This window comes from Pedobacter cryophilus, assembly GCF_005116455.1.
GTDB lineage: Bacteria > Bacteroidota > Bacteroidia > Sphingobacteriales > Sphingobacteriaceae > Pseudopedobacter > Pseudopedobacter cryophilum.
On sequence record NZ_SWBP01000002.1, the window covers coordinates 390962 to 405373 of the forward strand.

Consider the following 14412-nt stretch of genomic DNA (forward strand, 5'->3'; position numbering starts at 1 on the left):
TTGTGAAATTCGCTTAATTCGAAAAATTCGTGTTAATGATCACTAAGAAATCCTGAAGATAGAATCTGTGTAATCCTTATGATCCGTGTTCCAAAATCCTCACCACCCCAGCATTCGTGAAATTCGCCCAATTCGGCAAATTCGTGTAAAAGAAAACCGCTCCCAAATTAATGGAAACGGCTCTAATCTTGTTACTTGATACTTTTATCTTGATACTAGAATCTATTCTTATAATATTTAAAGTCTTTGCCAATAAACTTAGCCTGACTTCCTAATTCTTCTTCAATACGTAATAACTGATTGTATTTGGCAATCCTATCAGAACGTGAAGCCGAACCAGTTTTAATTTGACCACAATTTAACGCTACCGCTAAATCTGCAATCGTAACATCTTCAGTTTCGCCACTACGGTGAGACATTACTGATGTATAACTAGCATGTTGAGCCATAGAAACTGCGTTAATGGTTTCAGTAAGCGAACCAATTTGGTTTACTTTTACTAAAATTGAGTTTGCAGTTTGGTTATCAATACCTTGTTTTAAACGCGTTACGTTAGTTACAAATAAATCATCACCAACTAATTGCACTTTATCACCAATTCTTTCGGTTAATAATTTCCAGCCATCCCAATCGTTTTCATCCATCCCATCTTCAATAGAAATAATAGGGTATTTTTCAGATAAAGAAGCTAAATACTCGACTTGCTCTGCACTAGTACGTTTTGCACCGTTTGCACCTTCAAATTTAGAATAATCATAAATTCCATCTTTGTAAAACTCAGATGCTGCACAATCAAAAGCTAAACAAATGTCAACTCCTGGCTTGTAACCCGCTTTTTCAATGGCTTTTAAAATGGTTTCAACACCATCTTCAGTACCTTCAAAAGTTGGTGCAAAACCACCTTCATCACCAACAGCGGTAGATAAACCTCTGTCGTGTAAAATTGCTTTTAGGTTATGGAAAACTTCGGTTCCCCAACGTAAAGCCTCAGAAAAAGATGAAGCGCCAACTGGCATAATCATAAATTCTTGGAAAGCGATAGGCGCATCAGAGTGAGAACCACCGTTTACAATATTCATCATCGGGATAGGAAGCGTATTTGCATTTACACCACCAATATAACGGTACAAAGGCTGACGACTTTCTTGAGCAGCAGCTTTAGCAACCGCTAAAGAAACTCCTAAAATTGCATTAGCGCCTAAGTTTCCTTTATTTTCTGTACCATCAATGGCAATCATTAATTTATCAATGGCATTTTGTTCAAAAACATCTACACCTTTTAATTCAGGTGCAATTTTTTCATTTACATTGGCAACGGCCTTTAAAACACCTTTACCCATATATACAGCCTTGTCTTTATCACGAAGCTCAACTGCTTCATATTGACCAGTTGAAGCTCCAGATGGAACCGCTGCTCTTCCAATTATTCCGTTTTCAGTAATTACATCTACTTCAATAGTAGGGTTTCCTCTAGAATCAAGGATTTGTCTTGCATGTACATCAAGAATTAAGCTCATGTTATTTTTGTTTAATATTTATGCTGATTTACACTTAGTGTTATAATTACACTAAATTATAAATTTTAATTTGAATGCCAAAGATAATAAATTGTTAAGCCCGAAAAGTTGAAAGTAAAAAAACTCGACTTTAAATTTTTATTAGAAAAGGTGCTGTTGTAGTATTTAATTTAATGCAGCCGGGCTTTTTGCTCATACTGCACAACCTGTCTCGCATGGCCATTGGGAAGGCATTAGCCACATTGGCCGGTATTTGCGCCAATCCCGTTTAGTTTACTTGGGGTTGTGCTGTTGAAGTGAAGTGATTACAACTATTTTTTAGAATCAAGAAATATTTTCAATTACACTACTATTTCTTTTTGTATGAATAATGGCTAAAATCCTAACTTCTTTATCCATAATTCTATAGATGATTTTGTAGCTCCATTTGGTTACGGAGTGGTATTCTTTTCCTTTTTTGCTAAGATATTTTTCGGTAGAAAATCTTTCAGGCATTTTACTTAGGCTGGCAGTAAGGTTTAAATCTCAAGTCTCACTTTTTTGGCTGCATTTGGAGATTCTTCTTTAATGTATAAATAAATATCCTTTAAAGATTCTTTGGCATCTTTATCCCAAATTACGGTGTAGATTCTCGCTACCAATTTTCTGATTGTTTCTCTAAATCTTCTTGACTTGTAAATTCACCACCATCCATTCTTGCCTCTGCTTCTTCAATTTGTTTCACCAACTGTGAACGGGTAATTAATTCACCTTTAACATTATAACCCAAAATTGGATTGCTCTTATTTGTAAGCAATGCTTTTATTTTTTCAATCAATTTAATATCATCAGTTCTAACCAATTCTTCAATTAAGAATAATTTTTCTGCTTGAATATCCATAATAATAAATTTTGTTAATCAAATGTACCAAATTCTTTTGAGCGTTTTAATATGAACAATACTTCCTTTTATATTTATAATTTTTCACTAAATTAAATTTTAAAATCTCCAAAATGTCTTAAAGAAACTTTAATAAAAAACCCTAGAAAGCTTAGCTCAATTGCCTGAACAAAAAGTAAAAGAGGTTTCTGATTTTGCAGAGTTTTTAATGCACAAAATAGAAAACCAAATGCTAACCGAGGGTATTCAAAAACTAAATACTGATGATGAAACATTTTCTTTTTTAGCAGAAGAAGAGGAATTATATAGCACTAAAGATTTAAAGGCGAATTAAATAACATCAATCAAAATTTAATCAAGTTATTTAATCTGAAACTCAATTAAACAGGAATTTTCTTTCTAAAATCATTTACATTCTGCCAGATTAAAAACAAAGCCTTGTTTAAAATCTATGGGAGTATCTTTACTAAATGTAGTTCTACCTAAATAAGTTGATATTTCACCTCTACCCTGTATCAACTGATCTCCTTTTCTTAAAAATGCTTGCGGATTTTTATAAGTCGTTCCATTTAAAGTGTAGTTATAGTCAACAAATAAAGTATCGCCTTTAAATGCGCCTCTAACGGTCCCAAAAGTGTCTTCCTTTTCTGCAAAATTAAAAGAAAGTTCACCTTGTATTTCCCCATTAATTTCTTCTAATTTCAACAAAGCAGAGTCGGCATTACTCACTGCTTCATAACAGCTCAGTATTTTAGTTTTTAAACTATCAGCCATAGCAATGCTATCTTGATTTTTTTGATCTGCTGATTTTAGATTTCTGTTACAACTTGAAATCATAATAATTGCAATTGGCAATATTAATAATCGAATTTTCTTCATAACGAGTTCATTTAATTGTTTTTAGGTTATTTTTTTAAAATAAACGTTCCCTAATTTAATCATATAAAAATTATTTTTTTCCTGTTCTCATCATGTTGTTTGATGAGGTTGATTCAACTGCTTTTTTATTCTTAAGTAAATCTAATTTAACGATAATGGTTAACGCATAAAAAAAGGGAATTCTAAAATTACCTTCACGGCAACGATTGCATAGTTTTTTTTGTGGATTAAAAGCAGGAGCTCCATTTAAAATGTTTAATTTCAATCAACCAAAACCGAATTAAATATGCATCGCAGAAAGTTTATCCATCATACGGGCGCAGCTGTGGCCGCCACTTTGTTATCAGACAGCTTATTAGCAAATACATTAGCACTTCCCAAAAAGAAAATAGCCATGGTAGGTACTGGGCATAGGGGAACCAGTATGTGGGGAATTGATGTGATCAAAGATTATGGAGACGAAATTGAGTTTGTAGGTTTATGCGATAAAAACCCGGGTAGGGTAAAAACGGCTCAAAAAATGATGAATTTGAGTTGTGCAACCTATACCAATTTAGATCAAATGCTAAAGGAAACTAAGCCAGAAGTTTTGATTGTGACCACCATGGACAGCACCCATCATGAGCAAATTGTGAAAGGTTTAGAGGCTGGAGCAGATATCATTACAGAAAAACCAATGACAACTGATGAAGAGAAATGCCAGTTGATTATAGATGCAGAAAAACGAACTGGAAAAAAAGTGTATGTGACTTTTAATTACAGATACTCGCCACACCGACAAAAAATTTACGAATTAATTCATAGCGATGAAATAGGGAAAATCACTTCGGTAGATTTTCATTGGTATTTAGATACCTCTCATGGTGCCGATTATTTTAGACGTTGGCATAGAAAAAGAGAGTTTGGAGGCTCACTTTTGGTTCATAAATCAACACATCATTTTGATTTATTAAACTGGTGGTTAGATTCTGATCCCGAAGAAGTTTTTGCCTATGGCTCTTTAGATTTTTATGGTAAAAATGGCGCTTTTCGCTCCACAAATTGCAGACCCTGTCCGCATAAAGGCGAATGTAAATTTTATTTCGATATGACTAAAGACGCTAGGTTAATGAAGCTGTATGCTGATAATGAGCAGTATGATGGCTACCACAGAGATGGCTGTGTGTTTAGAGAAGACATTGATATTTTTGATAAAATGGCCGTTCAAATTAAATACGCAAATAAAGTGCAGGTGAGCTATTCTTTAACGGCTTACTCTCCTTATGAAGGCTACCGAATTTCATTTAATGGCACCAAAGGTAAAATTGATGCTTGGATTCATGAGAAGCAACCTTGGGAGAAAGAGAAATTTGATGAAGTTCAATTGACTAAAAACTTCGGAAAAACAGCATATTTTAGAATTGATAATACAGAACCAGGGCATGGTGGTGGGGATTTCAGACTAAGAAAACAGCTATTTAACCCCGGTGCTGATCCATACAAACAAGGTGCAGGCAGTAGAGATGGCGCAATGTCTTGTTTGATAGGAATAGCGGCCCGAAAAAGTATTGATTCTGGTAATCCAATTAAAATTAAAGATTTAACCACCATCATCCCTCATCCAAAAAGAGGTAACGTTTAATATTTAGTGTTTTTATAAAGTAAAGATAAGCAGAATTAGTCTTTCTTATTTTAATATTGAGTTTCAAAATAGAAATCATCAAATAGTGAATTTTTTTGCTGTTTGATGATTTTTTTGTGTTTAAATGCTGAGGAACACCATCTGATTTAATATAAATCTGAATTCGATTTGATTGAGTTTCAATTTTTTTTATGAGCGTTAACGATGGGAGTGGCATCCTTTTTGGCTTTTCCCAAAAAGATATAACGTACAGCGTGTTAAAACGCCCAAACAATTATTATTTCCATTATTACTAATCGAATTCAGGTTATAAAACCGAAATAAAATCAAGATATATGCCGCTACTTTTGGTTTTAAAATAAGTATCAATAACTTTGGTCACCGAGGCAAATAAATAGTATATTATTTTAATTAATTTATATCTCAATTCCTTATTATGAAAGAAGTATCCGATATCGGGGTAATTGGTATCGCTGTAATGGGCGAAAACTTGATCCTGAACATGGAAAGCAAAGGATTTCACGTATCTGCTTTTAATCGTACGGTTGATAAAGTAGAAAACTTTGTGAATGGTAGAGCAAAAGGTAAAAATATTTATGGTGCTAAATCTATCGAAGATTTAGTATCTTCTTTAAAAAGCCCTCGAAAAATCATGCTGATGGTGAAAGCCGGCAAGCCTGTAGATGATTTTATAGAATTATTGATTCCGCATTTAGCGCCTGGTGATATTATAATTGATGGTGGAAATTCTCATTTTCCAGATACAGACAGAAGAACTAAATATGTAGAAAGCAAAGGTTTACTTTTTATAGGAACCGGCGTGTCTGGTGGGGAAGAAGGTGCTTTATTAGGGCCATCAATTATGCCTGGAGGTTCTCCAGCAGCATGGGCAGCGGTAAAACCAATTTTTCAAGGGATAGCTGCCAAGGTAGATGGCGATGTACCTTGCTGTGATTGGGTTGGTGAAGGTGGCGCAGGTCATTTTGTGAAAATGGTGCATAACGGTATAGAATACGGCGATATGCAGTTGATTAACGAAGTTTACCACATTATGAAAGACGTTTTAGGAATGTCTGCTGATGAAATGCATGAAGTTTTTAAAGAATGGAATGAAGGCGAATTAGATAGTTATTTAGTAGAAATTACCAGAGATATTTTAGCTTTTAAAGATACTGACGGGGTGCCAATGGTTGATAAAATTTTAGATACTGCTGGGCAAAAAGGAACTGGAAAATGGACAGGTACAGTAGCTCTAGAGTTAGGTATTCCTTTAACTTTAATTACCGAATCGGTTTTTTCTAGATGTTTATCAGCTATAAAAGATCAAAGAGTTGCTGCTTCTAAAATATTATCTGGTCCAACTCCTTCTTTTAGTGGAGATAAAAAAGCTTTTATTAAAGATTTGGGAGATGCCTTATATGCTGCTAAAGTAATTTCTTATGCACAAGGTTACCAAATGATGAAAGCTGCGGGAGCAGAATACGGATGGAACTTAAATTACGGAAGTATTGCTTTAATGTGGAGAGGTGGATGCATTATCCGGTCTAGATTTTTAAGTAATATTAAAGAAGCTTTTGATAAAAATCCAGATTTAGCTAATTTATTACTAGACTCTTATTTTGCAGAAAAAATTCAGGCTCACCAAGCAGGATTTAGAAGAGTAATTGCATCTGCGGTAATCAACGGCATTCCTGTTCCTTGTCTAAGTGCAGGTTTAAATTATTATGATGGTTACAGATGCGAGCGTTTACCAGCAAATTTATTGCAAGCTCAACGTGATTATTTTGGAGCCCATACTTACGAAAGAATAGACAAGCCAAGAGGCGAATTTTTTCATACCAACTGGACGGGTAGAGGTGGAAACACATCTTCTACGACATACGAAGTTTAAAATTTTTAGTGTTATGAAAAAGCCTTTTGGATTTTATTCAAAAGGCTTTTTTGTATCGTTTTCATTGATTACTGCTGTTTAACATGATGAAATTTTAACCACTAAGGATCGCTAATACATGCATATATACTTTGCGGTCTTTGCGTTAATCTTTGCGCACTTTGCGTGAAATAAATAATTAACCACAGAGACGCGGAGTTCTCAGAGAACTGGAAGTATAGAATTTAATCTGTTTTACTCTTTGCGATCTTTGCGCACTTTGGGTGAAATAATTAACCACAGAGACGCAGAGTTCTCAGAGAACTGGAAGCATATAATTTAATCTTATACTCTTTGCGATCTTTGCGTTAATCTTTGCGCACTTTGCGTGAAATAATTAACCACAGAGACGCGGAGTTCTCAGAGAACTGGAAGCATATAATTTAATCTGTTTTACTCTTAGCGATCTTTGCGTTAAACTTTGCGCACTTTGCGTGAAATAATTAACCACAGAGACGCAGAGTTCTCAGAGAACTGGAACATATAATTTAATCTTATACTCTTTACGATTAACCTTTGCGCACTTTGCGTGAAATAAATAATTAATCACAGAGAACCCAAAGGTCACAGCGTTAAATGGTGAAAAATTTTGTCACTTCAATTTTTTTTGTAGATTTAAATTGTAAAATCTATCCTCTAAACTGCTTTAAGCTTAAAGCTAAATTTTATTTATGGAAACCAATACCCAATTGCAATTGGCCTCAGATTTTGTTCAGTTTACAGATAGAAATATCTTTTTAACAGGCAAAGCCGGGACAGGAAAAACCACTTTTCTACATAATTTAAGAACACATTGCCCTAAAAGAATGATTGTGGTTGCACCAACTGGGGTAGCGGCAATTAATGCAAAAGGCAGTACCATTCATTCTTTTTTTCAACTACCTTTTGGTCCTTACGTAGCAAGTCAGGTAAAAGATGATGCTACAAAAAGTAGTTATAACCGAAAGATGGGGCGGGAGAAAATCAACCTAATTAAGAGTTTAGATTTATTGGTGATTGATGAAATTAGTATGGTGCGGGCCGATACTTTAGACGGAATCGATGAGGTTTTACGTCGCTACCGAGACCGTTCTAAGCCTTTTGGTGGTGTTCAATTATTAATGATTGGAGATTTACATCAGCTTTCGCCTGTGGTAAAGGATGAGGATTGGCATATCCTAAAAAATTATTATGATAACCTCTATTTTTTTAACAGCAAAGCCTTATTACAAACGCAACCCATCAGCATAGAGCTAAAACATATTTACAGGCAATCCGACACTTATTTTATTGATATTCTAAATGCCGTAAGAGAGAATAAAATTGATGTTGAAACTTTAGAAAAACTAAATAAGCGTTACATCCCCAACTTCAATCCTGATGAAGAAGAGGGCTATATTACCTTAACTTCTCACAATCAATCGGCCAATCAAATCAACGAAGAAAAACTCCTGTCCATTAAATTAAAAGAGTATAAATTTAAGGCCGATGTTTCAGGTGATTTTCCTGAATTTTCCTATCCTAATGCTTTTGAATTGGTTTTTAAAGTAGGCGCTCAAGTCATGTTTGTGAAGAATGATATTTCTAGAGACAAGCTCTATTACAATGGAAAAATAGGGAAGATATTAGAAATACGAGAAGAATTTATCAGAGTAAAATGCCCGGGCGATGCACAAGAAATTGTAGTAGGCAAGGCAGAGTGGGGAAACTACAAGTTCGAATTAAATCCCGAAACTAAGGAGATTGAAGAACAGGTAGTGGGCACTTTTTCTCAATATCCCTTAAAACTGGCTTGGGCAATTACCATTCATAAAAGTCAGGGTTTAACTTTTGAAAGAGCAATTATAGATGCTAACGCAGCTTTTGCACATGGCCAAGTTTATGTGGCTTTAAGCCGATGCAAAAGCTTTGAGGGAATGGTTTTACGCACTCCAATTAGTTTTAACAGCGTTAAAACAGATGGAACGGTTTCTACTTACACTAAAAATGCGGAGCAAAACGAACCTAATGAAAAGCATTTAACCGATTCTAAAATATCTTTTCAGCAAAATTTATTAAATGACTTATTTGATTTCCGCCAAATGAAGTCTGTTTTGTTTCAATGTAAAAAACTTGCCGAAGAAAGTCATCAAGTGATAAGCTTAGGCTTTTTGGATTTGATTAATCAACTGAGAGAAAAAACAGAAGAAAGTATTTATGCTGTTGCCGATAAGTTTAAAAGGCAAATGGGTGCTCAGTTACAAGAAAACAGTTTGCCCGAAGAAAATTTGGTACTTCAAGATCGTATTAAAAAAGGCTGTGTTTATTTTATAGATCAACTACAAAATTTAGAAACCGATTTAAGTAAAGTAGATTTTGATGCAGATAATAAAGCGGTGAAGAAAAGTATGAATGATGTTTTGGAGCAATTGCAAAAAGAGATTTTTATGAAGCAAAGCGCACTTAAACTGTGTTCAGATGGTTTTCAAACATTAAGTTATTTAAAAACCAAAGCCAATGCCGAAATTGATTTTAACAATCAGAAACTAAAAGCCTCGGCAATAGAAAAACCAGCAAAAGCTGTTTCTGGTGTAAATCATCAAGATTTATATCAAATGTTTAAAAAATGGCGTGATGATTTAGCTGCAGAAAATAATGTTCCCGTTTATCAGGTTTTACCTCAAAAAGTGCTGACAGATTTAGTGAATAAACTGCCTTCAAATTTTGAAGAGTTGGAAAGTATTAAAGGAATTGGTAAAGTAAAAGTGAAGCAATATGGTAATGAGTTGCTCACCATGATTGCTGATTTTTGCGAAAGAAAAGATATTTCTCAAACTCCTTTTCAAGTCCTCATTAAAACAAAAAGCGAAAAAGTAGATACCAAGAAGTTGAGTTTAGATTTATTTAAAGAAGGCAAAACTGTAACAGAAATAGCCGAAATTAGAGGTTTTACTGCTTCTACCATAGAAACTCATCTTACGCATTACATAGAAACTGCCGAAGTAAATATTTATGATTTTGTAGATAAAAGCAAAGTAGAAAGAATTCAGGAATACATCTTAGAAAACAAACCGGCTTCTATGAATGATACCAAAGCCGCTTTAGGAAACGATGTTTCTTATGACGAAATTAAAGCGGTAATGAAGTTTTTGGCTTTGCAGGGATAATCCTTTGTTAGCGTTAAATATCTTAACAGTAATAAATTTTCAGTTTTCAATGATAATCTGATGATGCTGTAATAAACCAGCCAAACCTTGCACTGCAAATTTTGCTTTTTTAATTTGATTTAAATCAGGGTTAAATGAATAATTAAAAGCAGTCCTTAAATCGGCTTTTTCTAAATTGGTGTTTTCAAATTTAGCATCCAATAAATCACAATTATTAAAATTGACTTCTTTTAAATCAGCTTCGGTAAAATCTACTTCGTGAAGCGTACAGTTTTTAAACCAAGTATTTTTCAATTTCAATTGATAAAAGGAAGATAAATTGAGCTTACAATTTTCAAAATCTAAAGCTAATAAGAAGGTATTACAATGGTTAAAATGTAAGCCTAAAAGTTTGCAATCTTTAAATTTAACCGTTTTAAAAGCAGTTTTACTAAGATTAGCCAAACTTAAATCACAATTATCGAAATCGCAATCTGTAAAAGAAATTTGATGTAAATCTGCTTTAGCAAAATTACAATTCACAAATTTGCAATGCTCATATTCGCCTTTTGAGAAAGCTTGTTTGCTAAAATCTAAATCTTTAAAAGTTTGATCTTCAAAAAAGGTTTTTGAGCTGCTCATAATCAATTAAATTAATTCAACTGCATTATCTGGTGATAAAACTAGAATGTCAGCATCTTTAAAATCTTTTATATTTCTGGTCACTATTGCATCTAAATTAGGGATCGATTTAGCGGCTAAAATCTGAATAGCATCTTCAAAATCTTTTATATTTGATTTTAAAGCCTTTTTTAAAATCTGATTATCAATAGCTATAGGATATATGAAATCCATTAAATCATCTAAAATAACTCTCAAACTTTTATCATCAATTTGTTTATTCAGGATATAATAAGTAGTGGCAATAGAATGAGAAGAAGTATATAATTCAGCTTTTTTATTATCTGCAGCTCTTAATATTTCTGCAGCATATTTACTAAATGGCTGTCTATCGGCTAATAAATCAATTAGTATGTTGGTATCTAAAAACAGTTTAATCATCTGTTTTTATTTTCTAAGTAAGCTCTTCTTTCAGCCTCTTCATTAAAATTTTCAGGTAGTTTTACGGCTCCAATTAATCGCTTTAATTTTGGAGAGTATTCCATAGCGCTGTTTTCTTGCCTTTTTTCAGTTAAAGATTTTAAATAAGTTTCAACTATTTGAGATAAGCTACGTCCAGTATCCTTTGCGTAGTTCTTAGCATGTTCTATAACTTCTTTATCAACAGAAAGGGTGAGTTTATTTGTCATATCATACGTATATTTAGTATAAATATACGTATGATTAATAAAAAAGCAAAATAAATATTACCTAAAGCATCGCCACAAAATCGTCAAATAAATATCTAGAATCATGCGGACCAGGAGAAGATTCTGGGTGATATTGAACCGAAAATGCTTTTTTTCCTTTCACTCTAATTCCTTCAATAGATTGATCATTTAAATTAATATGCGTGATTTCTACTTTATCAGATTTTTTCACCTCATCAGCAATTACACCAAAACCGTGGTTTTGAGAAGTCACCTCGCAATGGTCTTTAATAATGTTTTTAACCGGGTGGTTTAAACCTCTATGTCCATTAAACATTTTTATTGTGCCAATTCCGTTAGCCTGCGCCAATAACTGGTGACCTAAACAAATTCCAAACAAGGGTTTATCTGCTGCCAAAATTTCTTTTACCGTATCAATAGCATAAGGCATTGCAGCCGGGTCGCCTGGGCCATTAGAAATAAAATAACCATTGGGTTGCCATTTTTCCATTTCTTTAAAAGAAGTTTTTGCAGGGAAAACCTTCGCATAAACACCTCTTTCGGCAAAATTTCTTAAAATATTTTTCTTTACCCCTAAATCTAAAACAGCAACTTTAGCCGCCGCATTTTCATCACCAACAAAATAAGGCTCAGTGGTACTTACTAAAGATGAAAGTTCTAAACCATCCATAGAAGGCACTTCGCTTAGTTTTTGCTTTAACTCCTCAATATCTAAAATCTCAGAAGAAATAATGGCATTCATAGCACCTTTATCTCTAATATGACGCACAATTTCTCTCGTATCTACATCAGAAATACCAACAATATGTTCATCCTGAAAATAATCCTGAATAGATTGATCAGCTTGTTTTCTACTAAATGGAATATTAAAATTTTTACAAACTAAGCCAGCAATTTTAATACTTTCAGATTCAGATTCGTTTTCATTGATACCGTAATTTCCAATATGTGTGTTGGTGGTCACCATAATTTGTCCAAAATAAGAAGGATCAGTAAAAACCTCTTGATAACCCGTCATACCGGTATTAAAGCAAATTTCTCCGGTTGTAGTTCCAATTTTTCCGGCTGCCTTGCCATAAAAAACTGTTCCATCTGCTAAAAGAAGTACTGCCGGTAATTTGGTGTAGTATGCGTTCATTATTTTTGAATAGCTTTAAAATGATTAAAAATTTGAGAAATAGGGGAGGCTAGAATAGTAAGTTTTAAAAAACTCAATTCCGTGATGTGATGTGAGGAAATAAGAATGTTCTTATGTTTCATCTCGGGATGCAAATCTAGATTATTTAAATGAATTATGACATATAAAGCTTCATTTTAAATTTTAAAGCGCAATCATTTTTCTAACTTTGGCATCATAAATAAAATAAATCAAAATATAAACTATGTCTGTTCACAAAGAAGTCAAAAGAATTACCACACACATATTGCAGGAAATGAAAAATAAAGGCGAGAAAATTGCCATGCTTACTGCTTATGATTTTTCTATGGCTCGTGTTGTTGATGAAGGCGGAATAGATATTATTTTAGTCGGCGATTCGGCTTCTATGGTAATGGCAGGACATGAAACCACATTGCCCATCACCTTAGATCAAATGATTTACCATGCTGCATCTGTAATTAGAGGCACAAAAAGAGCGTTAGTGGTGGTAGATTTGCCTTTTGGTTCTTACCAAGGAAACTCAAAAGAGGCTTTAATTTCGGCCATAAGAATTATGAAAGAAGCAGGTGCTCACGCTGTAAAATTAGAAGGCGGTGCAGAAGTGGCCGAATCTATAGAACGTATTGTAGCAGCAGGTATTCCGGTAATGGGCCATTTGGGGTTAACACCTCAATCTATTTATAAATTTGGAACCTACACCGTAAGAGCCAAAGAAGAAGCTGAAGCGGAGAAGCTAAAATCCGACATACAAAGATTACAAGAAGCAGGTTGTTTCTCCGTGGTTTTAGAGAAAATTCCAGCTTCATTAGCCAAAGAAGTTACTGCAAGCGTTCATATTCCAACCATCGGAATTGGTGCTGGTCCAAATTGCGACGGACAGGTTTTGGTAGTGAACGATATGATTGGTTTAACTAAAGGCTTTACTCCAAGGTTTTTACGTCAATATTTAAATATGTTTGATCAAATTAATGGGGCCGTTCAATCTTATATTAAAGATGTGAAAAGTGGCGATTTTCCAAATGAAAAAGAACAATATTAGTTTTATTAGAAAAGCAAAACCATCCAAATAAGTTAAGATAGTCCCGCTTTCCGCTCATACTGCACAAAAAGGCATTAGCCACAGGCCGGTATCTGCTGCAATCGGGTTTAATTAACTCAAGGCATTACTACTATGAAACACATGTTAGAACCAGATTTCTACAAAATAACTGATAAAGACATTCTTTTTGAAGACAATCATTTAATTGCCGTTTACAAAAAAGCAGGCTGGATTGTTCAAAGTGACGATACCGGAGATCCATCATTAGATGAAATGGTGAAAGCCTACATTGCCCAAAAGTATGATAAAGCAAATGGCGCATTTTTAGGAGTTGTTCATCGTATAGACCGACCAGTAAGTGGTGTCATTCTTTTTGCTAAAACTTCTAAGGCTTTAGACCGCATTAATAAAATGTTTAAAGAGCGTGAAATGCACAAAACCTACTGGGCTGTGGTAAGGCAAAAACCATCTCAAATGGAAGGCACTTTGGTTCATTGGTTGGTTAAAAATCCAAAAAAAAATATCACCACGCCATATAATGAACAAGTTGCCGGAAGCCAAAGGGCCGAGCTTCATTTTAAAGTTTTAGGTTTTTTAGATGGCTATTATTTGATAGAAGTAGATCCAATTACCGGTCGCCCACATCAAATTAGGGTACAACTTTCTACTTTAGGAAGTCCTATTGTGGGTGATAATAAATATGGTTATCCAAGAGGAAGTCGTAAAAAAAGCATTTGTTTACACGCCAGAAGATTACAGTTTATTCATCCTGTTAAGAAAGAGCCAGTAGAAATTTTTGCGCCTTTACCAAAAGATGGCTTTTGGGATAAATTTGAGAGTTTTTCTAAATAAATTTTGTAATGCGTTAACGCACATCCAGATTTTTTTTAAACATTTAGCTCTGTGAACTCCGTGTGCTCTGTGGTTAAATTAATATCTAGAAAAAAAATGA

At 34.0% G+C, this 14412-nt stretch carries 15 protein-coding genes and 1 pseudogene; 6 read left to right on the forward strand and 10 right to left on the reverse strand.

All coding sequences use genetic code 11. From position 1 onward, the window contains the following. Positions 1-215: 215 nt before the first annotated feature. From eno to FA046_RS06965, 4 genes are all read right to left on the reverse strand, one after another. Positions 216-1517: a phosphopyruvate hydratase gene (gene eno, locus FA046_RS06955; protein WP_136825662.1), complete on the reverse strand. Its 1302-nt coding sequence runs from the start codon at positions 1515-1517 to the stop codon at positions 216-218. 324 nt (positions 1518-1841) lie between these two features. Next, the gene (locus tag FA046_RS06960) at positions 1842-2012 is read right to left on the reverse strand and encodes a type II toxin-antitoxin system RelE/ParE family toxin (RefSeq protein ID WP_136825663.1); all 171 of its coding nucleotides are present in this window, start codon (positions 2010-2012) and stop codon (positions 1842-1844) included. Positions 2013-2035: 23 nt separating this feature from the next. Continuing rightward, positions 2036-2158, reverse strand: coding sequence for a type II toxin-antitoxin system RelE/ParE family toxin (locus FA046_RS17475; protein WP_225870892.1), 123 nt, complete (start codon positions 2156-2158; stop codon positions 2036-2038). Beyond that, complete coding sequence (locus FA046_RS06965) at positions 2152-2397, reverse strand: hypothetical protein (protein WP_136825664.1); 246 nt, start codon at positions 2395-2397, stop codon at positions 2152-2154. Before FA046_RS06965 ends, FA046_RS17475 begins: the two co-directional genes overlap by 7 nt. A gap of 157 nt (positions 2398-2554) precedes the next feature. Here FA046_RS06965 and FA046_RS06970 point away from each other — a divergent pair. Further along, a pseudogene (locus FA046_RS06970) lies at positions 2555-2731 on the forward strand (hypothetical protein); the annotation flags it as partial. 71 nt (positions 2732-2802) lie between these two features. On the opposite strand, the gene FA046_RS06975 reads toward FA046_RS06970, so the two are convergent. Beyond that, positions 2803-3276 carry a hypothetical protein gene (locus tag FA046_RS06975; RefSeq protein ID WP_136825666.1) on the reverse strand — a complete coding sequence of 158 codons (474 nt, stop codon included), beginning with the start codon at positions 3274-3276 and terminating at the stop codon, positions 2803-2805. A gap of 70 nt (positions 3277-3346) precedes the next feature. Beyond that, positions 3347-3541 (reverse strand): hypothetical protein, encoded by a 195-nt coding sequence (locus FA046_RS06980; RefSeq protein WP_136825667.1) that lies wholly within the window; start codon positions 3539-3541, stop codon positions 3347-3349. A gap of 21 nt (positions 3542-3562) precedes the next feature. Here FA046_RS06980 and FA046_RS06985 point away from each other — a divergent pair, with 21 nt between their 5' ends. The 3 genes from FA046_RS06985 to FA046_RS06995 all read left to right on the forward strand — a co-directional run bounded on the left by FA046_RS06985 (position 3563) and on the right by FA046_RS06995 (position 9952). After that, the gene (locus tag FA046_RS06985) at positions 3563-4897 is read left to right on the forward strand and encodes a Gfo/Idh/MocA family protein (RefSeq protein ID WP_136825668.1); all 1335 of its coding nucleotides are present in this window, start codon (positions 3563-3565) and stop codon (positions 4895-4897) included. A gap of 436 nt (positions 4898-5333) precedes the next feature. Continuing rightward, positions 5334-6788 (forward strand): decarboxylating NADP(+)-dependent phosphogluconate dehydrogenase, encoded by a 1455-nt coding sequence (gene gnd / locus FA046_RS06990; RefSeq protein WP_136825669.1) that lies wholly within the window; start codon positions 5334-5336, stop codon positions 6786-6788. A 710-nt stretch (positions 6789-7498) separates the two neighbouring features. Continuing rightward, the gene (locus FA046_RS06995; RefSeq protein WP_136825670.1) at positions 7499-9952 is read left to right on the forward strand and encodes a helix-turn-helix domain-containing protein; all 2454 of its coding nucleotides are present in this window, start codon (positions 7499-7501) and stop codon (positions 9950-9952) included. A gap of 39 nt (positions 9953-9991) precedes the next feature. Here FA046_RS06995 and FA046_RS07000 read toward each other — a convergent pair whose 3' ends face one another. The 4 genes from FA046_RS07000 to carA form a co-directional block, all read right to left on the reverse strand. After that, positions 9992-10573 carry a pentapeptide repeat-containing protein gene (locus tag FA046_RS07000; RefSeq protein ID WP_136825671.1) on the reverse strand — a complete coding sequence of 194 codons (582 nt, stop codon included), beginning with the start codon at positions 10571-10573 and terminating at the stop codon, positions 9992-9994. Between the two features lie 6 nt (positions 10574-10579). Further along, the gene (locus tag FA046_RS07005; protein ID WP_136825672.1) at positions 10580-10993 is read right to left on the reverse strand and encodes a type II toxin-antitoxin system VapC family toxin; all 414 of its coding nucleotides are present in this window, start codon (positions 10991-10993) and stop codon (positions 10580-10582) included. Continuing rightward, complete coding sequence (locus FA046_RS07010) at positions 10990-11241, reverse strand: DUF6364 family protein (RefSeq protein ID WP_136825673.1); 252 nt, start codon at positions 11239-11241, stop codon at positions 10990-10992. The genes FA046_RS07005 and FA046_RS07010 overlap by 4 nt, the downstream gene beginning before the upstream one ends. Before the next feature lie 61 nt (positions 11242-11302). Beyond that, entirely contained in the window at positions 11303-12400 is a 1098-nt protein-coding gene (gene carA / locus FA046_RS07015; RefSeq protein WP_136825674.1) for a glutamine-hydrolyzing carbamoyl-phosphate synthase small subunit, read from the reverse strand. Between the two features lie 244 nt (positions 12401-12644). Between carA and panB the strand changes: the two genes are divergently transcribed. Both panB and FA046_RS07025 read left to right on the forward strand, forming a co-directional pair. Further along, positions 12645-13460 carry a 3-methyl-2-oxobutanoate hydroxymethyltransferase gene (gene panB / locus FA046_RS07020; RefSeq protein ID WP_136825675.1) on the forward strand — a complete coding sequence of 272 codons (816 nt, stop codon included), beginning with the start codon at positions 12645-12647 and terminating at the stop codon, positions 13458-13460. Positions 13461-13601: 141 nt separating this feature from the next. Continuing rightward, entirely contained in the window at positions 13602-14312 is a 711-nt protein-coding gene (locus FA046_RS07025; protein ID WP_136825676.1) for an RluA family pseudouridine synthase, read from the forward strand. Positions 14313-14412: the final 100 nt, after the last annotated feature.